The 22,484-nt window shown below is 45.2% G+C and carries 24 protein-coding genes; 12 read left to right on the forward strand and 12 right to left on the reverse strand.

Going from position 1 to position 22,484, the window contains the following annotated elements; all coding sequences use genetic code 11:
• The first annotated feature begins 16 nt into the window (after positions 1-16).
• Positions 17-493, forward strand: coding sequence for a Dps family protein (locus H7708_RS11805; protein ID WP_223671018.1), 477 nt, complete (start codon positions 17-19; stop codon positions 491-493).
• Between the two features lie 3 nt (positions 494-496).
• Here the strand turns inward: H7708_RS11805 and H7708_RS11810 are convergent, their stop codons facing one another.
• Complete coding sequence (locus tag H7708_RS11810; protein ID WP_223671019.1) at positions 497-2,284, reverse strand: tetratricopeptide repeat-containing diguanylate cyclase; 1,788 nt, start codon at positions 2,282-2,284, stop codon at positions 497-499.
• A 318-nt stretch (positions 2,285-2,602) separates the two neighbouring features.
• Positions 2,603-5,812 (reverse strand): amidohydrolase family protein, encoded by a 3,210-nt coding sequence (locus H7708_RS11815; protein ID WP_407929743.1) that lies wholly within the window; start codon positions 5,810-5,812, stop codon positions 2,603-2,605.
• Positions 5,813-6,017: 205 nt separating this feature from the next.
• On the opposite strand from H7708_RS11815, the gene H7708_RS11820 reads away from it, so the two are divergent.
• From H7708_RS11820 to H7708_RS11840, 5 genes are all read left to right on the forward strand, one after another.
• Positions 6,018-6,302 (forward strand): DUF2798 domain-containing protein, encoded by a 285-nt coding sequence (locus tag H7708_RS11820; protein ID WP_223671022.1) that lies wholly within the window; start codon positions 6,018-6,020, stop codon positions 6,300-6,302.
• 1 nt (position 6,303) lies between these two features.
• Positions 6,304-6,738 carry an EVE domain-containing protein gene (locus tag H7708_RS11825; protein ID WP_223671024.1) on the forward strand — a complete coding sequence of 145 codons (435 nt, stop codon included), beginning with the start codon at positions 6,304-6,306 and terminating at the stop codon, positions 6,736-6,738.
• Positions 6,716-7,159, forward strand: coding sequence for a MarR family winged helix-turn-helix transcriptional regulator (locus H7708_RS11830; RefSeq protein WP_223671026.1), 444 nt, complete (start codon positions 6,716-6,718; stop codon positions 7,157-7,159). The genes H7708_RS11825 and H7708_RS11830 overlap by 23 nt, the downstream gene beginning before the upstream one ends.
• 138 nt (positions 7,160-7,297) lie before the next feature.
• Positions 7,298-9,262: a hypothetical protein gene (locus H7708_RS11835; protein ID WP_223671028.1), complete on the forward strand. Its 1,965-nt coding sequence runs from the start codon at positions 7,298-7,300 to the stop codon at positions 9,260-9,262.
• 134 nt (positions 9,263-9,396) lie between these two features.
• On the forward strand, positions 9,397-10,782 hold the full coding sequence (locus H7708_RS11840; protein ID WP_223671030.1) for a DEAD/DEAH box helicase: 1,386 nt from the start codon (positions 9,397-9,399) through the stop codon (positions 10,780-10,782).
• Positions 10,783-11,179: 397 nt separating this feature from the next.
• On the opposite strand, the gene H7708_RS11845 is transcribed toward H7708_RS11840, so the two are convergent.
• The 3 genes from H7708_RS11845 to H7708_RS11855 form a co-directional block, all read right to left on the reverse strand.
• Positions 11,180-11,779: a hypothetical protein gene (locus H7708_RS11845; protein WP_223671032.1), complete on the reverse strand. Its 600-nt coding sequence runs from the start codon at positions 11,777-11,779 to the stop codon at positions 11,180-11,182.
• 101 nt (positions 11,780-11,880) lie between these two features.
• Positions 11,881-12,915: a hypothetical protein gene (locus H7708_RS11850; protein WP_223671034.1), complete on the reverse strand. Its 1,035-nt coding sequence runs from the start codon at positions 12,913-12,915 to the stop codon at positions 11,881-11,883.
• Positions 12,916-12,999: 84 nt separating this feature from the next.
• Complete coding sequence (locus H7708_RS11855; protein WP_223671036.1) at positions 13,000-13,431, reverse strand: hypothetical protein; 432 nt, start codon at positions 13,429-13,431, stop codon at positions 13,000-13,002.
• Between the two features lie 317 nt (positions 13,432-13,748).
• Here H7708_RS11855 and H7708_RS11860 point away from each other — a divergent pair, with 317 nt between their 5' ends.
• The gene (locus tag H7708_RS11860) at positions 13,749-14,171 is read left to right on the forward strand and encodes a hypothetical protein (RefSeq protein ID WP_223671038.1); all 423 of its coding nucleotides are present in this window, start codon (positions 13,749-13,751) and stop codon (positions 14,169-14,171) included.
• A 25-nt stretch (positions 14,172-14,196) separates the two neighbouring features.
• On the opposite strand, the gene H7708_RS11865 is transcribed toward H7708_RS11860, so the two are convergent.
• Positions 14,197-14,616: a DUF2784 domain-containing protein gene (locus H7708_RS11865; RefSeq protein ID WP_223671040.1), complete on the reverse strand. Its 420-nt coding sequence runs from the start codon at positions 14,614-14,616 to the stop codon at positions 14,197-14,199.
• A 56-nt stretch (positions 14,617-14,672) separates the two neighbouring features.
• A complete protein-coding gene (locus tag H7708_RS11870; RefSeq protein WP_223671042.1) occupies positions 14,673-15,359 on the reverse strand; it encodes a DUF899 domain-containing protein in 687 nt (228 codons plus the stop codon).
• Between the two features lie 156 nt (positions 15,360-15,515).
• On the opposite strand from H7708_RS11870, the gene H7708_RS11875 reads away from it, so the two are divergent.
• Positions 15,516-15,926, forward strand: a complete 411-nt coding sequence (locus H7708_RS11875) for an SRPBCC family protein (RefSeq protein ID WP_223671044.1) — start codon at positions 15,516-15,518, stop codon at positions 15,924-15,926.
• Between the two features lie 128 nt (positions 15,927-16,054).
• Here H7708_RS11875 and ycaC read toward each other — a convergent pair whose 3' ends face one another.
• Entirely contained in the window at positions 16,055-16,678 is a 624-nt protein-coding gene (gene ycaC, locus H7708_RS11880) for an isochorismate family cysteine hydrolase YcaC (RefSeq protein ID WP_223671046.1), read from the reverse strand.
• 189 nt (positions 16,679-16,867) lie between these two features.
• Between ycaC and H7708_RS11885 the strand changes: the two genes are divergently transcribed.
• The 4 genes from H7708_RS11885 (at position 16,868) to H7708_RS11900 (ending at position 20,387) form a co-directional block, all read left to right on the forward strand.
• Positions 16,868-17,737, forward strand: coding sequence for a helix-turn-helix domain-containing protein (locus H7708_RS11885; protein ID WP_223671048.1), 870 nt, complete (start codon positions 16,868-16,870; stop codon positions 17,735-17,737).
• Positions 17,738-17,771: 34 nt separating this feature from the next.
• Positions 17,772-18,323 (forward strand): NADPH-dependent FMN reductase, encoded by a 552-nt coding sequence (locus H7708_RS11890; protein WP_223671050.1) that lies wholly within the window; start codon positions 17,772-17,774, stop codon positions 18,321-18,323.
• Positions 18,324-18,436: 113 nt separating this feature from the next.
• Positions 18,437-19,984, forward strand: coding sequence for a glutamate synthase-related protein (locus H7708_RS11895; protein ID WP_223671051.1), 1,548 nt, complete (start codon positions 18,437-18,439; stop codon positions 19,982-19,984).
• Between the two features lie 34 nt (positions 19,985-20,018).
• Entirely contained in the window at positions 20,019-20,387 is a 369-nt protein-coding gene (locus tag H7708_RS11900; protein WP_223671053.1) for a DoxX family protein, read from the forward strand.
• On the opposite strand, the gene H7708_RS11905 is transcribed toward H7708_RS11900, so the two are convergent.
• From H7708_RS11905 to H7708_RS11920, 4 genes are all read right to left on the reverse strand, one after another.
• On the reverse strand, positions 20,388-21,023 hold the full coding sequence (locus H7708_RS11905) for a DUF6058 family natural product biosynthesis protein (RefSeq protein WP_223671055.1): 636 nt from the start codon (positions 21,021-21,023) through the stop codon (positions 20,388-20,390).
• 66 nt (positions 21,024-21,089) lie between these two features.
• Positions 21,090-21,632 carry a DUF4166 domain-containing protein gene (locus H7708_RS11910; RefSeq protein ID WP_223671057.1) on the reverse strand — a complete coding sequence of 181 codons (543 nt, stop codon included), beginning with the start codon at positions 21,630-21,632 and terminating at the stop codon, positions 21,090-21,092.
• A 48-nt stretch (positions 21,633-21,680) separates the two neighbouring features.
• A complete protein-coding gene (locus H7708_RS11915; protein ID WP_223671058.1) occupies positions 21,681-22,001 on the reverse strand; it encodes a c-type cytochrome in 321 nt (106 codons plus the stop codon).
• Complete coding sequence (locus H7708_RS11920; RefSeq protein ID WP_223671059.1) at positions 21,994-22,473, reverse strand: GNAT family N-acetyltransferase; 480 nt, start codon at positions 22,471-22,473, stop codon at positions 21,994-21,996. The genes H7708_RS11915 and H7708_RS11920 overlap by 8 nt, the downstream gene beginning before the upstream one ends.
• Between the last annotated feature and the right edge of the window lie 11 nt (positions 22,474-22,484).

Raw genomic sequence — 22,484 nt, forward strand, 5'->3', positions numbered from 1 at the left:
GAAAGGAGATTGATAGATGAATAAAGCAATCAACATTGGAATTAATGAAAAATCACGTGAAGAGATTGGTCAGGGCCTTTCGCGTCTATTAGCGGATACCTATACACTGTACCTACAGACTCACAACTTCCACTGGAACGTAACTGGTCCTTTCTTCCAGCAGCTGCATGTGCTGTTCGAGGAGCATTACACCGAGTTAGCGACAGCGGTCGACGAGATTGCGGAGCGCATTCGAGCGCTGGGCATTTTAGCTCCCGGAACTTACCAGGAGTTTGCCAAACTCTCCAGTATTGAAGAAGTGACTGGAAATATCAGCGCAGAAGAAATGATTGGTCGTCTGGTCGATAGTCATGAAACGGTGGTGAGAACGGCACGTGAAGTTCTAACGATTGCTCAAGACGCCGACGATGAATCTTCTGCTAGCCTGGTCGGTGATCGTCTGGTGGTTCATGAGAAAACGGCGTGGATGTTGCGCTCCCACCTACAGAGTTAAAGTTCAAGATTCCTGTTGAGTATCATTAAAGGTCGAAACCACACGGTTTCGGCCTTGGCTTTTAGCCTTGTAAAGTAATCTGTCAGCACGATTAATCACCATATCCAGACTCTCGTCTTCCAGCATATACTCGGTAACGCCAAAGCTGGCAGTTAGGTGGATGCCGTCATCCAGATCGCTAAAGTCCGCATTGGCAAATTGATGATTTAAGCGTTCGGCAATCTGCTTAGCTTCTTTTACATTCGTATCCGGTAGAATAATTAAGAACTCTTCGCCGCTGATCCGGCCAATGGTGTCTTTTTGACGCAAGGTATGTCGGGTAATCGACGCCAGGCGGTTAATAACCTTGTCGCCCATACGATGACCAAAACGATCGTTGATGGTTTTAAAGTGGTCGATGTCAAAAATGATAAGGCTGTATACTGACCTGCCATCTTCACTCTTCTCGTGTTCCTGTTCCAGCTGTCGGAACATCTGGCGACGGTTAGGCAGATCGGTGAGGTTATCGGTTAACGCCATTTCCTCATTTTTGCGTGCTGCCTTGCGGTATTTCATCAGCAACCATAAGCTGATAACCAATAAAATCAGCATCAGAGCGATTAAAACCACCAGAATAACGCTGTATTTCTTGTACTTCTTAACGTACTTAGTATTGATCTGGTTTTCTTTTTCCAGCAACTTATTTTCAAACGACAGACGCTCTTGATCCAGCTGCTCGCGTGACAGGTTGGATACATAAGTTAAGTTATCGTTGAACGTCTTACGGTAGGTTTCATAAGACTCTTGTAGCAGCTTATAGGCATCTTCAAAATCATCGCGTGCGGCGCTAATTTCCGAGCGTAGGCGTTTTAGATAGAAATCATCCAACGCAGCGACTTTTGCAGCGCTGTCGATAGCCTCATCCAGATGTTTTTCAGCCTGATCAATCTGGCCCAGCTTTAGATAGGCGTAGGCAAAGTCGGTTTGTAATTCATAGCCAAAGAGCTGCTCGCCAACTTGTTCCTGCAGTCGTTTAGCCAACTCAAGTTCTTCTATCGCCGACTCATACTCTTTGGTGTTGGTATAAACACGCGCCTTAACCTGATGCGCAAAAGCTCGAAGCGGAATATCACCTTCTTTGATCGCCAGCTTCCTCGCTTTTTCAATCAACTCCAGCGATTTCTCGTATTCTTTGTTCATGCGATAGGAGTCAGCCAGATTGGCGTAGAAATAGATATTGCTGACTAAGGCTGGGTGACGCTCCATAACCTCAACCGCTTTTTTGAAATACATGATGGCGGACTGGTTATCGTTTAAAAAGCTATAAAGAATGCCGAAGACATTATACGTCTCGGAAATCAGGTAAGGGTCGTTGGCCTCCAGCGAGTAGTCCAGTGCTAACTCGAGTAATGGAATACTTTCCTGATAACGCGACAGGATGGCACTGATGTAGGCCTGCTCCAATACCAGGTCGCCGAGTTTATTCAACCCCCATTTATCTTTGACTTCGTTATACAGACGTTCGGATTCTTCCAGCGCTGTAACCAGATCGCCCTCGCTGCGTAGAACGAAAATATTGACGTAATCGTACTGGTTTTGCAGCATCGGCTGATCGACCGTTTTAACCAGCGGTTCAGCGACTGACATATATTCACGAGCCCGAATGGCTTCGCCATTAAGGATCTGGTAATTCGCCATCAAGATATTGGCGAGCGCTTCGGAGTGGTTATCTAGATCGGGCTTATTTAGCAGGTTGCTGATTTTAAGGAAAAAAGCTTCCTGTTTACGCTCGGGTACCGAGAGATTGGACATATTATACAGCTGCTGCTGTAAGGCCTGATTCTGGGACAGATTTGGGTTGGAAGTGGTAAAAAGCGGGCCTTCAACATTATTAAAGGCGTAGGCAAACACGTTACAGCTACATAAGACTAAGAAAATAGATAAGCATTTCCTGAGCATGTACACGTGTTTCCTTATACTTGTTAGATAGTTATAAGAGGCACTGTACACTAAAGAGAATTAAAAATGAATAACTGGGCAATGCAAAGTTGCATTGCCCAGTCAAAAATTTGAACACGATCAGACTTGAAGCATATTACTACAAACTGATACATGCTCGAAGAGCAAAGTTTACTCAAAAAAGAATGGCTTACGCTCTTTTTCCTGTGGTGCAATCTGGTTCATGCTGGCAGCATCATAAAGCTTACCGTTCAGCATCACCATATTGACCTTGTCCGAGTCACGCAGGTTTTCCAGAGGGTCAGCATCAAGGATAACCAGATCCGCCAGTTTGCCGGCTTTGATCGAACCGATTTCAGAATCCATGCCCAGCATTTTGGCACCATCAATCGTACCAGCACGAAGGGCTTCCATTGGTGTCATGCCACCTTGACCAAACATCCACATTTCCCAATGCGAAGCTAAACCTTCACGTTGACCATGGGCACCTAACAAAACACCAACGCCCAGTTCTTGTAGCTCAGCGGCAACGGTCGCGTTATTGATGTGGTTGTAGTCCTCGTCTGGCGCTTTAAAGCGACGACGTGAGGCTGGTTCAAGAATATTACGTGGTACAAACTTGCTCAGAAGCGGGTGCTTCCAGACGTCAGTTTTGTCATACCAGTAACGCTCACCCCAGATACCGCCATAAGCTACGCCAAGCGTTGGTACGTAATCGGTATCGGCCTGACTCCACAGCTGCTTAACGTCGTCATAGATGTTAGCGACCGGAATCGAGTGCTCGATGGTGGTATGACCGTCGATAATCATGCTCATGTTGTGCATGAATAAAGAGCCACCTTCAGGCACTACCAGCAAGCCAGTCTCGCGAGCGGCTTGTAACACCTGCTGACGCTGATCACGACGCGGCTGGTTATAACTCTTAACCGAAAATGCACCGGCCGCTTTCATACGCTCGAGGTGATTGGTGGCGTCGTTCATATCATCAACCTCCGCCGTAATGTAATGATTCGCACCGTACAAAATTGTACCCGTTGAGAAAATACGTGGCGCTGTGATTAAGCCGGCTTTCTGCATTTCGCTGGCCGAGAATACTGCTTCGGTATCCGCCGACGGGTTATGCGTCGTCGTCACACCAAAGGCCAATGAAGCTAACGCGCTCCAGTTGGTTTGCGGCTGAATTTGATCGTTAGCGTAAGAACCGTGCCAGTGAACGTCGACCAGACCCGGGATAATCGTCTTACCGCTGACATCGATGGTTTCTGCGTCCGACGGAATCGAAACATCACCGCGCTTACCGACAGCTTTAATGCGGTTATCTTCTATCACAATCACGCCGTCTTCGATGACCTGTTCGCCTTCCATGGTAACCACCTTCGCGCCGACCAGTGCGGTTAGACCTTCAGGCTTGGCAGCCTTAACCGGCATGGCGATTTTGGTTTCTTTTGGTTGAGGCGCTTCCGCTTCGTCGTCACTGGCTTGACCGTCATCAGCTAAGAAGTCGAATTTCTCAGACAGTTTTTGTTGATAAAGCGTTGGGCCAAGTGACCAAGAAAGTTCAGAACCATCTTCAGACCAGGCAAGGTTTGCGCCAGAGAAGGTCGAGAATTTTTTAACTGGCAGGTTACGCGCGTCCGGGCCTGTAGTAATGGCTTTACCGCTTTTGACAAACGGCGTAACGTAAACTTGATAACGTTGAGTGAACGCCAGCCATTTCTGATCGGGCGATACTGCGAAATCTGAAATCCAGTTACCCGCATAATGTTCACGCTCTTCGTGACCAGCCAGGTCAGTGCTGATTAACTTACTTTCGTAGGTTTGACCGTGTGGCACTGTTTTGCTGAAGAAAACGCGATCCGATTCACCAGCGAAGAAAGGATTGGAGCCTGAATCGCTGACTTTTGTCACTTCCTCTTCGTCCAGGTCAACGCTGAAAATTCCCGTATCTTCGGAGTAGAGAGGGCTCGTAATGTAGCCACCGCTAATCGCCTGATAAACAGCGAAGTCGCCATTCGGGCTGATGCTTGGGTTGGTGTAGTGCCCCGGTTGTTCCGAAATGACATCACCGCGACCACCGCTGGAAGAAACGATACGAACCGTGCCCAGTTTCTTGTCGTCCCAGGTGGTGTAGATAATGTCGTCACCATCCGGTGAGTAGCTTGGGTAAAGCTCGAAATGATCGTCCTGACGCGTTAAGCGTTCTGGCTTACCGTTTGGTAAATCCACCGTATAAATTTTACCAAGACTCTGGAACACGGCTTGATCACCTTCTGGAGAAACCTGTAACCAGCGCAACATCTTGGCATTAAAACGCTCTTCAAATGCAGGATTGGTTTGCTTAATTGCCGCACGTATTTCACGACGATCCTTTACTTCGAAAGGAATCTCCACGACATCTTTCGACTCAATATCGATCTTGTGCAACTTACCCGCAGCCCAGAATACGATTTCATCGCTGTCTGGAGTCCATGAAAAATTCGGGTAAACGCCATGGATCGCCCAGGTTTCCTGCATGTCGCGTTCTAAATCTTTATAAATAGGGAACTCAGCGCCCGACTTACGATCTTTCAGGAATAACGCTGACTTGCCACTAATACGACGTACGAAGGCGATATATTTACCGTCTGGCGAAGGCTCTGGACGCACTGCGCCGCCCGGCCCATCGATCCAAGTTTCGATCTCGCCGGTATCGCGATTAATCGCATATACTTCATAAATCTGTTTGGTCGAATCTTTGCTGTACTCGAAATATCCGCCCGGAGTTGAGTCGCGCGAATAAAGGACGTATTGACCGTCTGGTGTGAAAGCTGGCTCGCCCAGATCTTTCTGTTCGTTCGGGCGCTTGTTTAACTGAACGCCACTACCGCCAGACTTGTGATACAACCAGATCTCACCAGCACCCAGCGAGCGCGTACCCGTAAAGTGCTTACGTGCCGCAATGTAGTCGCCGTCTGGGCTCCATTTAGGATTGTTTAACAGGCGGAAGTTTTCTTTCGTGACCTGAAATTGGTCGCTACCATCCAGATTCATGGTCCAGATATTATCGCCGCCACCTTGATCCGAAGTGAAAGCCAACTGCGAACCATCCGGAGAAAAATCAGGCTGCATATCCCATGCCATACTGTTGGTAATATTCGTCGCCTTACCGCCAGAGATTGGCATGGTGTAGATATCGCCCAATAAATCGAAGGCAATGGTTTCGCCGTCCGGGCTGACATCAAGGTTCATCCAAGTACCTTCAGTAACGTTCAATTCGGCAAAGATCGCTTCGCCGGGAGGGTTGTTTACGTCCCACTTAGCCTCTTCTTTCTTCTCCTCAGCCTGCGCCGCGAAGCCCAAAGAAGCCACCAAAAGGCCGCTTATCATGGAATATTTATGCATTGTCACATTCTTATAAAATGGTCCGAACCTAGCAATATAAAGACTTGAAACGGAAAGGGCAAAGGCTCACTACAGGAAGTATTACGAAAATTGTAAGAAAGTTTGATCAAGTAGTAATTTGTTCCTAAGCGGCAGATTGCGCGTCTATTGACTAAGTCCCATTTACGGTACCTCTGTAACATTTTGCGTATTAATAAGATTAGGCTTGAAAATTGTTGTCGAGAATACTATTGTTGCGACAACAATATTTACTGGAGAGAGACAGGTGAGTAATAAATCACAGAAAATAGCTTTTGGGCTCTTGATGGCCTTTTTTATGTCAATGGTGATGTCCTTTGTTATGGTTTTGATTAATTCTGGGTTATCAAAAACCTTCTTATTGCTCTGGGCAAAAAGTTATATTATTGGCTTTGTTGTCGCGATACCAACAGCAATGATTGCCGCGCTGGTATCGCAAAAAATAATTGGCAAATTTGATAGGGAGCATTAGTGTGCCGAGATACTGGATAATTACTGCTTGTAGAGAGCACGTGAAGAACGGCGTTGAAGGGGGATTTGCTCAGGCATGTCATGGTAAGGCGACACCCTTAAATAAAATGAATCAAGGTGATTACGTGATTTATTATTCAAGTAAAGAGTTCTTTGCAGAAAAACAACTATGCCAGAAATTTACAGCCGTAGGGCAGATCAAGACCGGTGATGTTTATCAATATGCAATGTCAGAAAGTTTCCATCCGTTTAGGATTGGTGTTGAGTTTTTTAATTCGAGAGATATTCCCATACGTCCGCTGATTAGTCGTCTTGATTTTATTCCAAATAAAACGAGATGGGGCTATCCATTTAGATGGGGTATACTGGAAATCAGTGCGCATGATTTTCAAATAATTTCGGAGTGTATGCTCGATGACAAAAAGCGTTACGTTTGATTTTAATAAGCCTGAGGAAAATTTGGGGTACTTACTGTGGCAAACAACGATGCGCTGGCAAAGACTGATGAACCGAGCTTTGGAAGACATTGGTTTAACTCATACGCAGTTTGTAATTTTGGCTGCTTTAGGGTGGCTGCTAAAGCAGAATGATTATGTGACCCAAAAAGATATCGCCGAACATAGTAATACCGATAGAATGATGGTCTCAAAAATTCTGAGAAAACTACAAGCAGATGGGTTAGTGATACGTAGAGAGCATGAAAAAGATACTAGGGCGAAAATCGTTGAGATAACGGATGAAGGAATAGAAATTTTACAAAAGGCTATTGCAATAAAGACTCAAGCTAATGAAGGGTTCTTTGAGAAAATTGATAATAAAAGTCGTTTTAGAACTGAACTTGAAAATTTAATTAGTTAGAAAGAATATAGCTTTGAATAGCAAGTGTTGAGTCTGACCTATGGGTACTCTACTTTCACTTAAGTTAAAGATGAAGTAAATAGTTATCTAGATCGCTTGAGTAACAGTCTAGATTGGTTACAGGAATAAGGCGGGGCTATGGATATGAATACAACTCAGCAAGATTCGCTTGGAAAACACTCTTTTAATGTCGCCCGAAAGGGTTGGAAACGACTCTGTGTGTTGATGACGTTTGTGCTTATTGGAGCGGCGATTTCGATACCAATGGCTAACGCTGTTTGCACGACACCTCCTGGCGGTGATACGTCGACGGCTATCTGGGATGCCCACATGAATGAAATAGCGAGCATGGGTGAAATCGAGCCGGTGGATTTTCAGATCGGGGATCAGGAGATTTATCGAGTGCGTAAGCGTAGCGATAGACGCACCAGAGATAGTGTGCTGGGACATCTGCGAGCGATTGCGCCGCGCATTGAAGAGTTTCAACGTTATTTCCCGACTGCGGCGGAACGAGAGGAAGCTCTGGAACGAGTCGAGAGCGGAGATGAAGAAGAATTAAAGTATGTACCGACTCCTCCGGATCGTCCTGTTTTACTGGTGGAAAGCGACCTGGATCTTCTGGGCAGTACTCTGGCGTTTACAACCTGCGCCGAAAAAGGGGAGATGCATGACTTAAACAGCTTCGTCGAAGTGGATGAGGATGGCGAAGAGATTCGACGGTCAGTCCCACTGCCAGAGAGCCTGTGTATCGTTGCCGTACGATCGCATACCATCGACAGTGCCGAGGAGATGCGTTTTGTGTTGGCTCACGAGTGGGTACATACGATGCAGAACGGTTCTTATGATTTTACTGCGAAGCCATTATGGTGGCAGGAGGGCTCTGCGGAATGGGGCGCGCATAAGGTGATTGAAGGTTCTGATATTCGTGACCATAAGATTGAGCAATTCTATAACCGCCAGCCGGAATGTTCGCTGACTCAACACAGCTATGACGCCCAGCCGTTCTTTTTCTGGGGTGAACAGGAGTACGGAACCGACTGGGGAATTTCGTTGGGCATGGGCGGGCCAGAATACCTGAAATACCCACGTCGAGCCGCGGAGATTCTACCGCCAGCGCAATGGCTGGAATGGGCAATAGCTCAGGGCAACCAAAGCATCACCATGCCCGATGGTCGACCATTACCGCACCAGGCGGAATTTGAGCCGATGGACATAGTCGGCTCATGTGAGGGTAATATTGAAGGCCCGCCGCTGTCGGTTCAGTTGCGTGAAGTCACCTTTCCAGAAGGTGCTGCATCACCATTAACCATTAATCCTAATGGCGCTCAATTGGCTTATCGCTATGTGATAGATCCCAACGGAAGTGGCGAGCCTAGTAAATGGGCGCCTGTTATAGAAACGACTGAGCTGGAACCGCCAAGCGGCCCGATGCAGATTGTTGCTATCATGCCTTCTGGCGATGATCTTAACGCGACGCTTTCGCTGGATAATAGCGGGGGCTTAAACTGCGCCTGCCATATTGGCACTTGGATGGAGCAGGCCACGGCGGATGACGAAGCGGAGGACACCTTTGATGGAGCGCTTGAGGCTCTAGAAAAGTATAGAAGTATGGTACCTCCAGAACAGTTGGCAGAGTTAGATAAGGCCAAACAAATGATCCAGTCGTCGGACACCAAGGATCGATTCCGATTTAGAGGAGCTGCAGAGCAGATTTTCGAGATGGGAGGCGAAGGAGAAGTCACTTACGATAACGATGGCCCGATAGTCACTTTTAAACCTGGCGGTTCGTTCATCATCGAAGACCCTCATACGCTAACTGACGGTAAAAGTACCGTTAATTACAATACCTATATCCATTCGGGCGACTGGGTGATTGAAGATGGTGTACTAAAAATCGACCTGCAACATTTTACCTATAAAGGCACAGTTGAAGGCCCCGTTTCAGACGGACCGCAAAACTTTGGTGGCGATAATAAGCATTCGTCCTACGTCGGCGGTGGTGGCCAATGGGTGGTGTCTTGCGAAGATAGCGGCGTAACCCTTATCCCAGCTGATGAAAGAGAACGCGGCCCGGGGAAGGATGCGGTTTTAATAGCGCGTTAGGGAATTAAAAGTAGGGAGTAAGGTGCGTCTTGACGCACCCTACAGCGCTACCAGTGATTAGCTAATACTGAATAACTCGTAGTTTGTCGGCATAACCGTTAAACTAGTGGCCTATTGCACTGATAAAGCCTTTGATGACCTTTTCTAACCTTAATTTGATCCAACCTCTTCTCGATGCCTTGCACAAGAGCGGCTACGAAAAACCTTCCCCAATCCAGCAGAAAGCTATTCCGTTAATCCTAAAAGGTGAGGATATTATGGCGGCTGCGCAGACGGGGACGGGTAAAACCGCGGGCTTTGCGCTTCCGATGTTGCAGAGACTGTCCGAAGGGAAAAGGCCTGCGGGGAATGCAGCGCGGAGCTTGATTCTAGCGCCGACGCGAGAACTGGCGGAGCAGGTTCATCAGAGCGTACAGAAATATGCCGCTAACTTATCGCTGAAATCCGTGGTGGTGTACGGTGGCGTGAAAATCAATCCACAGATGCTGAAACTACGAAAAGGTACGGACGTACTGGTGGCGACGCCGGGGCGATTACTGGATCTGATGGAAAAGAATGCCGTGCGTTTTGATGATCTGGAGCTTCTAGTCCTGGACGAAGCGGATCGAATGCTCGATATGGGCTTTTTACCGAGCATTAAACGTATTGTCGGAAAACTACCTAAACAGCGCCAAACGCTGCTTTTTTCTGCAACCTTCTCAGAGTCGATTAAAAAATTAAGTCAGCAGTTCCTAAACAATCCAAAACTGATTGAAACGGAAACGACCAATACCACCGCGTCAACGGTAAAACAGTGGATTCACCCGGTCGATAAAAAACAGAAAGCGGCGTTACTGAGTTACCTCATCGAAGATCACCGCTGGCATCAGCTGCTGGTATTCGTCAGAACGCGCCGAGGCGCAAACAGATTAAGCCTTGCTCTCGAAAAGCGTGGAATAAAAGCGACCTCGATTCATGGCGGTAAAAGCCAAAACGCGCGTAACCGTGCGTTACAGGAATTTAAATCGGGCAAGGTACATGCCTTAGTCGCGACCGACGTCGCCGCACGCGGACTCGATATCGACCAGATGCCAGTGGTAGTGAACTATGACCTGCCGAATGTAGCCGAAGATTATGTCCATCGAATTGGCCGTACCGGTCGAGCGGGAGAAAAAGGCACCGCAATATCATTAGTCAGCGCCGATGAAGTAGATGATCTAAAAGCGATCCAGAACCTGATCCAAAAACAATTAGAGCGACGAATTGTCGACGACTTCGAACCGATTCATTCCGTTCCAGAAACGGATCTAAAAGCCGCAAAGAAAAAGAAGCCCCACAAAAAGAAACTAGCCAAAGCAAAGCTGAAAGAATCAGGCAAAAAATCAGGCGGTAATCAAGATAAAGGAAGCCAACCGAAAAGAGGAAAAAACGGCTATAAAGGCAAGTCAGCGAATAAAGGAAAAGAAGCTAATAAAAGAAAACAGGGTAAGAAGAAGTCGGTCAATAAGAGTATGAGTAAAGGTCGTAATAAAAGGAGTTAAACCTTGAATGAACTATGTTCCTTTTAGGCACGCGCTTTCTTTGGTGCATTAATTAGAACTCAATAAATATGTGTTGCATATAGTTAAATAAACCATAAAATAAATATCAGGCTTCTGGCGGCCCCTCTTTTACTCGTTGTTTTTGTCACTAAATGTCTAGTGTGCAGGACTCTGACGAGAAACAGGCTTTAACCTGTTATAATTTTGGAGGACGTAGCTATGGGTTGCAAAACTACTAAACGCACTGTGCGTACTAGTAAAAAGCCCGGCCCAAAAACTGTTCGTGTGAAACCACACAAACGGTCAAAGCCGAGCAAATGCAAGTAATCTAGTGTAAATAGGCACCAGAAGCCGCTTTGTACCAATAAAAATTTGTAACTAGCATAAAATAGTTTACTTAGTCACTTCTGATTTTTCCTTGTTTTGTTAAGGCTGTTAATAGGGCACGAAAAGCTCTTATGCACCTAAGATGGTTTTCTGGATGATACTCATTTTCATACTCGCGCCTCTCAAGTTGGAAAAGGTGCATTCTATTTCTGGTGTCCCAAAGCCAATCAAGTTCAACTTTAAGATCATCATTTATAATAGAATTCTCAAGCAGGTATGTCGTTCGTCTTTTATAATTCTGGCCGCAGATGGTTTTTAGATATTCTTTGGTCGTGCTTTCTGTAACGCTTGCAACTAGGAAAATGAATAGCTTATGCAGCATGTCTCTGGCTGTTCCAGACAAATCCGTTCGAACAATAAGCCAGATTATAGTGTCTGATAGAATTAATGTATAAGCTAGATTTGATTTTAACTCGGGGCAGTCAATAAAAGGGAATCTATTACGTTGATATTGCGCTGTGCGAATAAAACCTCTTGGAAATCTTATTTGTGCTTCTGGAAGGTCAGCTATAGTCTTCCCCTTTGCCACGCAATAGTCATTAATTTCCTGGATTAATTGCCCTGCCATCGAAACTGCTTTTTGCAAATCATTTTCGTCTTTAATATTCATTGTTCTAACCCATAATTTTAATGAAGTCTCTAAAAGGTTTAAGAGTTTCTTATATATGAAACTCTGTAGTTGCTTAACCCCTTATTTATTTAGTTTGTGAATTAGGGTTTATCTACAACATTTAGTTTTAGCAGCCTCTCAACTTTTTCCGATAACTCATTTAGTAGTGATGTGCTAGGGTTGGAATTCTTATTACTATCTTCATTAGTTTTAGGTAGTTGAAATGCAACTCGCGTAGCAGAAGAAGTAATTTCATCTTTAACTTGATTGTCGGTAACTAATTCTGAGTAAGAAGGAAGGGTCTGAGCAATTGCTGATTTATGTGCATAATTTTCTTCTAACATTCTTTCCTTTACATATTGTCTAAATGAGAAAAAAACCAACAGATATGAAGGAGCCAATAAAAGAATTCTCATGAACCAAACTAAAGGAAAATCATACTGAGTGGAAGGGGAGCTGTTTTCATCTTTAGCGGGCACTTCGCTTTCTATATGATTTACTAAATTAGTAATTGAATTAGTTACATCATAAGTTACATACATAGCTATGCCTACACTAATAGCCACAATTATAGCCCAAATCCATTTTTGAGTTGATATTTTGCTTCGTCGATTATCGAAGGCAGAGCTTAATGAGTCAGCTGCTGCTGGATTAATTAAAGATTTGATTTGATCTTTAAGTTTTACTATATCAGCATTTGCTTGGCTGACTTTTGATAACTGATCGTCAATTGATGTTCTTTTAGCTTCAATATCAGGCCCTAATATAGCCAATGCGTACACACCTGATTGGCGGATATGAGTATTGGTGGACTGAAGTTGCGCCAAAGGTTGGTGATGTTGATTTTGTATTTGATCAGGAGCCGTGCCTTTTAAATTGCTATACTGTGTGAAGAAATTGTTTAAATTTGTGCTAATACCATTCAAAAGATTAAATGGAATGTTTTCTAAAAGCTCCTCCTTTAGTGCGGTTCTCAATACATTTAAGGTGTCATGTATTAAGGTCTCTATTTCATCTACTTTTTGGTTTTGCCAAGCCTGAGCCCTGCCTCCAGATACTAAAAGAACATCGAAATCTTCACTTTCTAAATTTTCAACATTTTTAAGTATAGATTCTACCAAGTCTTTATTGGGCATTTTATCTCCTTCAGCTTAAGCTTAATTTAATAGACAGAGAATGTTCACAATATATAAAGTTAATTAATTGTTATAAATTGTATTTTAAACACAAACTGACTTCATCAAATGCAGTGTTAACCCCGGTGAGCCGAGTTCTTTAACGCTAGTGGCGCCACCTTTGTCGCTATACCCTTGGATGGAGTTTGCTCCGCCCCAGGTCATGGCGAGTTGTTTGTTTGGATTACTACTCATATCGAACAGGCGAATGGACACCATTTCTGGTGTATGAGGCCAGGCGTCTTTAAGTTCTTTGTATTTCTCAGCGGAGGCTTCTTCGATCTGGATACCGAGTTTTAAGCCATTAGAGAGTTCGAAGGTTTTTGGCTCGTCGGAAGTAACGTCCCAAAAGCCAAGTCGTTTACCATTCCATTCGGCGTAAACACGCTGTATGCGCTCGCCAGTTTGTGGATCGCAGGCTAAGCTGGCTTGTGTAAAGGCGGTGGTTAGAAATAAGAATAGTCCTATCTTTTTCATCCTGAATCCTTGTTGTTTCTGATTTTATCTTTTTGCTTTATTTGTGTTGATATTTAGTTATCTGTACGTAATATAAACAAGTGTGATGCATTTCGCAAATTGAAAGGAGAGGGGCTTCGCAGCTGAAGCTACGGGTTTGAGGGCGGGCGATAAGGTTGTTGCAATTAGTGACTGCAACATCCCCGGTTGTGATGCTGACGATTGACGTCAGCGAGAGTACACAAAAGACGGTGATGATTAAGGCAAGATAAGTCGGTTGAGCTGGCCTAATACATGTTAAGCTAGTGTTAGGGCTTGATGCAGATGTAGGAATAAGCGTGTTTAAACCCCGATTGATTCAGACGGATAAGGACTGGCTTGATGCCGATGGTATCAAGCTATACACCATATCGGCGGCTAACCTTCCGGTGAATCGAAGCGATTATCTGGGGCAGTTAAAGGTTTTAAAACTAAAAAAGGATTTTGACTGGGCGAGAACCGCAGCCTTTGCTATCTTTCATGACGGCGCTTCCGCAAAGTATCTGGTGTTGGTGGCATGGGGCAACGATAACGAGCTATTCACTACCGTATCGGTCAGAAAGTCGGAGCATTGGTTCGAAGATCCTGAAGCCTACTCGTTTTGCCTGTGGGATATGGAAGTCATGTGGGCCGAGCGCAATATCTATATTGAAACCATGTACAGCGGGGTCGAAAGCTTGGATGCCTATCGCGCGACAAGACCCGATCAATGGTTACCGTAAGCAGCAGCGAACTTGTCGAGCAATTTTACTTTTTCTTTGAGTTTGATTTTCGGAAGTGCGGCGGGTAAATAATCCAGACCAACAGCACGAGCAAACCAAACGTTGAGTAAGCCACAGTAAAGACCCAGGTGGGCAGATCCCAATACAGTATCTGTTGTACCCAGTGTTCGACAAAACCGACCTGATAGGTATCGCCTCCGGCCTGTTGCCGTAACCATATTTCCAGCGTCGTCAACGGGCAAACCAGACCCAGCCAGACTTCGGCTATCACAACCACAACAATGGCAAGATGGACCAGGCGAAACCATAATCGATTAACCCAATCCCAATGCCGGAGATTACCTATAACGATCAGAACCAGACCGCCGACAACAAATAAAACTAATGACATGTGCAGAATTAGCACGATATCGGCCAGCCACTGGAACAGGTTACTTTCGTTCATCCTCCCAGCATAGCAAATCAGCTTATCTGGCTACAGTTTCAATATTGGCTCGGGTTTTATTCGTATTCGTCATGGCGTTTTTGCCATTCGTAAGTTGGGGTTTGTGGCCAGCCTTCGGGAGAGTCTTCCCATGCTTCCTGTCGGCCATAGGGAGTTAAGTCCAGATAAGTCCAGTGGCTACCGAGGTATTCTACACCACGAGCGCCGGTGTGGTAGGTTTGATAAATATCGTCACCATCTCGTAGGAATATGCTGACACCATGGATTTCCTGATCGTTAACGGTGGCGCCGAAGTCATAATTAAAGTCGCTGTCCAGCGACGAATACCAGGGGATGGGGGTATTCCATTCCATGCGTTTGCGATATTGCTGCAGTTTTTCCAGCGGTGCGCGCGAGATCAGGACGAAGCTGGTGTCGCGGGCGTGAAAATGTGCTGGGTGAGTCATGGCGTCTGTGACCCATGAGTATCCCGGGCATCCTGCATCCCAGTCGGGCCCGAACATAAAGTGGTAAACAATCAGTTGTTTGCGCCCCTCGAACAGGTCGAGCAAGCTGAGTTCCCCTTTGTCGGATTGAAAGCGGTAATCTTTATCCACTTTGCGCATCGGCAGGCGTCGTCGTTGGGCGTTAAGGGCGTCACGAGCGCGGGTGAGTTCTTTTTCTTTCTCGACAAAAGTATCAACGGCGCTTTGCCATTCTTCTGGCGACACAACTTCTGGTAATGGCTTCTTTTCCGTGGGCATGACAGGCTCCTTTTCATGTTTGCTACGTCTGTTTTCCAAAGACTAGCATGTTCTGGTTAAATAGTGAGCAACTGAAGCAAGAAATGTTAATTAGGTCATCGTCTTTAATAGCTAAACTAGTATGCTTAAATACTCATCAAAGAATAAGGAACCATTATGGATATCACGGTGGAAACAACCATTAATGCAGATTTGGACTCAGTATGGAAATGCTGGAATAACCCGGAAGATATTAAGCAGTGGAATACCGCTTCTGAGGACTGGCACACCACGCAGAGTGACGTGGATCTGCGCGTCGGAGGTCGCTTCAGTTCACGTATGGAAGCGAAGGATGGCAGCATGGGCTTTGACTTTGAAGGAACTTATACCAAGATCGCTGATAAAGAGCTGTTAGAGTATGAAATGGATGACAAGCGCAAAGTGTTGGTTCAGTTTGAGCAAAATGGTGATGGGGTTAAGGTGAGTGAAACCTTTGAAGCTGAAAAGGAGAATGAGCCAGAAATGCAGCGCAAAGGCTGGCAAAGTATTCTGAATAATTTCGCCAGATATGTCGAAAATCAGCCTTAAATACCTCTTGGCTGGTAGGTTGTTGAGTAAAACAACCTGAGAAGCCGTAATGATGTGGGAAGAAATGACAGGGTGTTTTGCAGAAATTAATGAAGATTAATCCCTGCAAAACACGACATGATACGCTGCTATGATTCGGCGTTTTGATTATAACTGGCGATCAAGTTGCGATAATCAGGAATGTGGTTAGAGAATAAAGTACCTAACCCCTCGATATCGTTTCTCCAGTCTCTGTGTAGTTCACAGGCCGCCCCAAACCAGGTCATCAGCTGAGCACCTGACTTGCTCATTCTATCCCAGGCTGAATCTCTGGTAAGCGGGTTAAATGTGCCCGATGCATCGGTGATGACAAACACCTCAAAGTCTTCTTCTAAAGCCGATAAGGTTGGGAATGCAACGCACACCTCGGTCACGACGCCGGCAATAATCAGCTGTTTTTTGCCCGTTGCTTTAACGGCTTTAACAAAATCTTCATTGTCCCAAGCGTTAATTTGCCCAGGGCGCGCGATATATGGAGCATCAGGGAATATACCTTTTAACTCTTGGACCAGAGGGCCGTTAGGACCATCTTCGAAACTGGTGGTTAAAATGGTCGGTAAGCCAAAGTATTTGGCTGCTTCTGCAAGTGCCAGCACGTTATTTTTAAATTTATCGGGATCAATGTCTCGAACCAGCGACAGTAATCCAGTCTGATGATCCACTAATAGGACAGCGGCATCATCTTTATTTAATCTACGATATTTATTACCCATAGTTGTATTCCTCATCATTAAGTAAGCAGCTCACTCTTATGAGCTAGCGGTTAAGTAATAAATATATACCTCTGTAGATGGATATGATTATACGAAATTGCTGTTTTTTATACTTTATTGCTAATCGCGTTGAGGGGGACAGTATATATGCTAAAGTAGGGTGTAACGTACCTTTCGAGGTTGAACCTTATGGGAAAGTATTATAGAGAGTTTAGAGACAATACCAGTTTCAACCTGATTAACATCGCAAGTATTCATTATTTCAATGGCGGGCGAGTTGAGAGTAAGGACTTTAAGTCGAAAGATATGACTTTCCTAATCCCGTTGGAGCATGCGGGTTTCGAATTACGCTGGGAGCAGACTGATGGTACTTCGGAGGGGAAGCGGTTAGCTGCGGGAGACATTTGCTTTATTCCCATGAACTCCTTCTATAGTATTGAATGGTGTAATGCCCACTTTTTGAAACTTTCGATTAAGTTTGACTTTGTCGCTGATGCAGCGGACGTATCGGTTGACACTTTACGGCATTTTATAAATCCTAACATAGGCTTCCATGACAATTTTATGTTTAGTACGGCACAAGTCTGCCGTAAGTACATAGAAAGTCATGACGATGTCGATGAGCAATACATTAAAAGCTGGCTCTATGTTTTGGTGAACTACTATTTCGATACTTATGTTATTGGCGATACAGTGACTAAGGCAAAAAATAAATTGGACAGTATCGAGTCGATTCCCAACTCCGAAATCCGATCGTTAATTGCTTATATCGATTTAAACTTGAATAAAAATTTGACCGTTCAAGACATGGCTGATTATGTTGGTATGAGTCAGTATCATTTCATTAGAGTTTTCAAAGAGATGGTTGGCATGCCTCCAGCAAGGTTTTTTGGTTTACAGAAGGTAACCAAGGCTAAAGAAATGTTGTTGCAGGGGATACCTATCGTTGAGATTGCTTACGTACTTGGGTACTCGAGTCAGTCGCATTTCAGTAAAGCTTTCTCTTCAATCGTTGGGCTATCACCAAGAGAGTTTACACGGAAAGAAGGTAAGATTTAATAAGTATAACATCGTATTTTTTAAGGTGGTCTAAGTGAAAATTTTTGCGTTTTGTGCGAGTAATAACAGTGAATCTATAAATAAAAAATTATTGGAAGAAAGTTGTCGAAATTTCCAGAACCATGAGGTTAAGTTCAAGGTGATGAATGACTTTGATTTGCCTATTTTCAGTCAGGATCTTGAGAGAGATAATCACACCTACCCACAAGCGGCACAAACGTTTTTAGATTTAACGGCTGATAATGATGCTATCGTTATTGCGACACCTGAGCACAACAGTTCCATTCCAGCTGCTTTCAAGAATATCGTCGACTGGTGTTCTCGATCGCCTAATTTGAATGGTGAGAAGATATTCAGGAATAAGCCAGTGTTATTGCTGAGCACTTCTCCCGGTGGTCGAGGAGGCAGTACAAACCTGAAGCATCTTGAAACCATTATGCCCTGGTGGGGAGCGGATATAAGGTTCTCGCTCAGCATACCAAGCTTTTTCGAACATTTTGATCAGAGCGAAGCATCTTTCGATAAAGAGACCAAGGAGAAAGTTCAGGGTGTCAGTACCCAGTTCCTGGACTCTTTACAGAACTGAGCCGTCGTTATTGTCATCCCTTTCGTTATAGAAATCAGGCTTGTATAAAAAATAACCAGCGATTAAAGTGGAAATACCTGTGATGTTGTATTTTCTTTGAGCTGGAGGGATATATGAGCAATCCGATCGTTGCGGATAATAAACCAAAGAAGGTTGCGCTTAAGAAAGGTGAAAAGTATTTCTTTTGTCGCTGTGGTCGTTCAAGCGACCAGCCGTTTTGCGATGGCTCGCATAAGGGCACGGAGTTTACGCCGTTAGGCTTTGTGGTCGAGGAGGATAGCGATGCCTATCTCTGTCGTTGTAAGCATACCAATAACGCACCCTATTGTGACGGTACCCATAAACAGTTTTCTGGCGATGATGTGGGCAAAGAAGGGCCTGGTGTTAAAGGAAAAAAGGGTGAAGCCCCAGCTGCTAAAGCAACCGAAGAAGAGCCAACGGTAGAGTTTATTCACCAGTTGGCTCGTGAAGGGTTAAGCAAGTTGGGGCATCATGGACCGATAACGGCAATGGGCGTGCCGCGTTATAAGTTGCCGCAGTGGGATGATATCCAGATTATGGTGGCGCAGATGGCGACCAAACCGTTGATGGATGATGCGGTAGTCAGTACCGAATTGATCATTGGGCCGGAAGCCAGAAAGCCGCTCAAGCTGGATATTCCACTGTTTGTCTCGGATATGAGTTTCGGTGCTTTATCGGAAGAAGCTAAAATTGCTCTGGCCCGCGGTGCAGAGTTAGCTGGAACAGGAATTTGCTCAGGAGAGGGCGGGATGTTAGCCGAAGAGCAGGCTGAAAATTCACGATATTTTTATGAGCTGGCCAGCGCCAAGTTTGGCTATAAAGAAGAGCTGTTAACTCGTGTACAAAGCTTTCATTTTAAAGGCGGGCAAGGCGCTAAGACTGGAACTGGTGGCCACCTACCGGGGAATAAAAATGTCGGTAAAATTTCACAGATGCGTGGTATCCCTGAAGGGCAGCCAGCGGTATCGCCACCGACGTTTGACGATCTAAGAACGGTTAGGGATTTTAAGCGGTTTGCCGATCGGCTTCGCGAGATTACGGGCGGCATTCCGGTGGGGTTTAAACTCAGTGCCAATCATATTGAGCGTGATATTGAATTCGCCATAGAAGCCAGTGCCGATTACATTATTCTCGATGGGCGCGGTGGTGGCACTGGTGCTGCACCTGAAATATTTAGAGATCATATCAGCGTACCGACTATTCCGGCGTTAGCTCGGGCTCGACGGTTTCTGGATGAGCAGGGTGCCAGCGGCAAGGTGACTCTGATTGTTACCGGCGGACTTCGTTTACCCATCGATTTTGTCAAAGCCATGGCGTTGGGCGCGGATGGTGTGGCGGTTGCCAATAGCGCCATACAGGCGATTGGTTGTGTTGCTGCACGAATGTGCCATACCAATAACTGTCCATCTGGCGTCGCGACTCAGAAGAAAGAATTACGCCAGCGACTGAATATCGACAAATCAGCAAACCAGCTGAAGAATTTTTTTGAGGCATCGGCCGAGCTGATGCAGGTGATGGCCAGAGCCTGTGGTCATGATCATCTTAATCAATTTAATATTGATGATTTAGCGACCTGGAATCGGGATATGGCCCTGTTATCCGGGGTGCAATATGCAGGGTTTATCGAACCGAAGTATTAGTCATTGTTAGGTATGAATTCCTTAAGGAGACAAAATGAAAACAAAAGTTGTTGTGTTAGTTTTATTCTTGGTATTCTTTTTGTCTGGGATCGCTAAGCTAACGAGCTTGCCTTTCGAAGTGGAGGCCTTCGAGCGCTGGGGGTATCCTCTGTGGTTTATGTATCTTACCGGTTTTATCGAAATTATCGGTGCCGCCGCTTTACTGATTCCAAGAGTTTCGGCTGTGGCGAGCCTGGTGCTGGCAGGGCTGATGGTGGGAGCCGTAGCCACTCATCTGATGCACGGAGAGTGGTTGATGTTAATCGTGGCAACGGCCATTCTCGTAACGGCCCTCTACCGAACCTGTGTTGGCAGAGAGCAGATCAGGACGTTGATTGGCCGCTCGCCGAAATCTCCGGATTGATCAGCTTTTCAGTTTAAATTTACGGCGAGTTTCGTCGACCAGACGATATCTGGAACTTCGTTGTCTTTCATGCGGAGCAAAGGCTGAGCTAGCCTTATCTAAGAGGTTAACCGCACGCTCAAGCTGACTCATTTCATCATCGGTTAGCTTATCTTGTGAGGACAGTTCATTGATCTGAAGAATGGCAAACTCTTTTGCCGCAATGTCCTCAGGTAGTCCCGATACCGTGCAAAGACCGTAGATGCCTTGTATAAAGTGCTGCCATTCTTCCCTGATATGCTTTGCTAGGTTGGCATTAATTTTAGGATCAGAAGATAAGTGATGGGCAGATTTTAGTTCTGCTATCGCTTTTTCATAGCGAGTAGAAAATACGTCATAGATCAATTCGCTATCATTTAATGAATGAACTATTCCGAGCCAGGAAGCATATCCTTTTGCGTAATATTCAATACAATGGGTTTCTTCGTGAAGACCAAAAAATGAATCACTTCTTACATCCACATCGAGTTTATAAGAAGCTTTAGGCATGACTTCATTGTCTTGATAATCGCGAAAGTCCTGTTCTGTGATTTTCGTGTTATCAAGCAGCTCCTGCAATGTGAAGAAGTGACTGTTCAGGTAGTGTATAAGTTCCAAACGCTATAATCCTTTGAGTTAATATGTCATTATCCAGCTGCGTGAGGGGTATCCCCAGTCTAGGCATTAGTCTGCCTGTAATAAGCCCTGGTAACAAATTAAGGTGCCGAGAACTGGCAAAGAAAATTCGACATGAAAGCGGTATCGATCATTTTCTATGACTTTATAAGCGGTACTGCCAGGGATGAGCCACAGAGGCAACGAGAGCCGACCGGCTTTGACTTCCAGGCATCGCCAGAACCAGCCTCCATTGCGAATATCTACGGTGAGCTTCATGGAAACAGGCCCTGTTTTTTCAATCCAATAGCCTTGTTCTATGGTGCCAACGGGTATAAAAAGTGAGGTGACCGTGTCGCTCTGGTTAAATTGACGTGACCAGCGTAATCCCCGTTCGTCATGAGAAATAGTAACGGTCAGCTGCTGAGTTCCCATAGAGGGTAGATTCATCTTCTTGGCTAATCGACGACCGATAACTCCAGCCAGTCCTTTGCCATAAGTGATATTGACGTCCCCGCGTAGCTGGCCACCACGAATATGCAGTTGTTGTAGCAATGGGTGGAGGTCGTTAAATCTATTACCAAACCAATTCTTTACGATGTTACTTTCCATAGTTATTCAATAGGCTGGGTTAGACTTTGTCGTGAACTAACTTATTTATTACTGATCCTTTGGTTTTAGCATAAACTCTAGCGCCATCTGTAAATCTTTGTCGCTACAGTCAAAACAACCGCCTTTGGGTGGCATGCCTTTATAACCGTTGACCATGCTTTCTAATAGAATCTCTTCGCCTTTATCCAGACGCGATTGCCATTGCTCGATATTGCCTCTCATAGGAGCGCCGCCATGACCGCGCTCGTGACAGCTAAAGCATGAACGGTAATAAATACTTTCACCGTCCCGTTTTTGTGGTTCAGGGGTACAGGAGATTAAGCCCATCGGGATCAATATTATGAGAGAGGTTTTGAGTGCGTTACGCATCGTTTGTATCCTGCTTTTTAACCATATAGTCACAGTTTTCCATGGGCATAGCTTCTGGATATTCTGTTTCAACAAACCCTAGACTTTCATAAAGCTTCTTAGCTCTGGGATTATCTTTCATGACAAACAATGAATAGTCAGCAGTATCTAAACATTCATGTCCCAGCTCTAGCAGTCGGCTGATAAGTTCGGTGCCAATGCCTTGGCCTTGATAATCTGGGTTGACTATGAGGCGACTCAATTGAGTACGACCGACACGATCGTAGATTTGTCCAAAAGCCAGTGGGGTGTTGTCCTTAACAAGAACACGGTTAACTAATTTATCGTTATAGAGCTTAATGTCTTCGATGAAGCTTTGCTGATCGAACGGGTAGCGGAAGTTTGGACCTGCCCATATAGAAAAAACATCGGGGTCCTTTACCCACTCCATGACGCTAAGCAGGTGTTCTTCGGTGGCTTTGACGAGTTTCATCTGCATATATT

Origin of the sequence: Kangiella shandongensis, from assembly GCF_020005365.1 — a bacterium.
GTDB classification, from domain to species: Bacteria; Pseudomonadota; Gammaproteobacteria; order Enterobacterales; family Kangiellaceae; genus Kangiella; species Kangiella shandongensis.

Coding starts and splice junctions, on each gene's coding strand:
- H7708_RS11805 (WP_223671018.1), top strand. CDS start 17: ATGAATAAAGCAATCAACATTGGAATTAATGAAAAATCACGTGAAGAG.
- H7708_RS11810 (WP_223671019.1), bottom strand. CDS start 2,284: ATGTCCAATCTCTCGGTACCCGAGCGTAAACAGGAAGCTTTTTTCCTT.
- H7708_RS11815 (WP_407929743.1), bottom strand. CDS start 5,812: ATGCATAAATATTCCATGATAAGCGGCCTTTTGGTGGCTTCTTTGGGC.
- H7708_RS11830 (WP_223671026.1), top strand. CDS start 6,716: ATGACAAAAAGCGTTACGTTTGATTTTAATAAGCCTGAGGAAAATTTG.
- H7708_RS11835 (WP_223671028.1), top strand. CDS start 7,298: ATGGATATGAATACAACTCAGCAAGATTCGCTTGGAAAACACTCTTTT.
- H7708_RS11840 (WP_223671030.1), top strand. CDS start 9,397: ATGACCTTTTCTAACCTTAATTTGATCCAACCTCTTCTCGATGCCTTG.
- H7708_RS11845 (WP_223671032.1), bottom strand. CDS start 11,779: ATGAATATTAAAGACGAAAATGATTTGCAAAAAGCAGTTTCGATGGCA.
- H7708_RS11850 (WP_223671034.1), bottom strand. CDS start 12,915: ATGCCCAATAAAGACTTGGTAGAATCTATACTTAAAAATGTTGAAAAT.
- H7708_RS11855 (WP_223671036.1), bottom strand. CDS start 13,431: ATGAAAAAGATAGGACTATTCTTATTTCTAACCACCGCCTTTACACAA.
- H7708_RS11865 (WP_223671040.1), bottom strand. CDS start 14,616: ATGAACGAAAGTAACCTGTTCCAGTGGCTGGCCGATATCGTGCTAATT.
- H7708_RS11870 (WP_223671042.1), bottom strand. CDS start 15,359: ATGCCCACGGAAAAGAAGCCATTACCAGAAGTTGTGTCGCCAGAAGAA.
- H7708_RS11875 (WP_223671044.1), top strand. CDS start 15,516: ATGGATATCACGGTGGAAACAACCATTAATGCAGATTTGGACTCAGTA.
- ycaC (WP_223671046.1), bottom strand. CDS start 16,678: ATGGGTAATAAATATCGTAGATTAAATAAAGATGATGCCGCTGTCCTA.
- H7708_RS11885 (WP_223671048.1), top strand. CDS start 16,868: ATGGGAAAGTATTATAGAGAGTTTAGAGACAATACCAGTTTCAACCTG.
- H7708_RS11895 (WP_223671051.1), top strand. CDS start 18,437: ATGAGCAATCCGATCGTTGCGGATAATAAACCAAAGAAGGTTGCGCTT.
- H7708_RS11900 (WP_223671053.1), top strand. CDS start 20,019: ATGAAAACAAAAGTTGTTGTGTTAGTTTTATTCTTGGTATTCTTTTTG.
- H7708_RS11910 (WP_223671057.1), bottom strand. CDS start 21,632: ATGGAAAGTAACATCGTAAAGAATTGGTTTGGTAATAGATTTAACGAC.
- H7708_RS11915 (WP_223671058.1), bottom strand. CDS start 22,001: ATGCGTAACGCACTCAAAACCTCTCTCATAATATTGATCCCGATGGGC.
- H7708_RS11920 (WP_223671059.1), bottom strand. CDS start 22,473: ATGAAACTCGTCAAAGCCACCGAAGAACACCTGCTTAGCGTCATGGAG.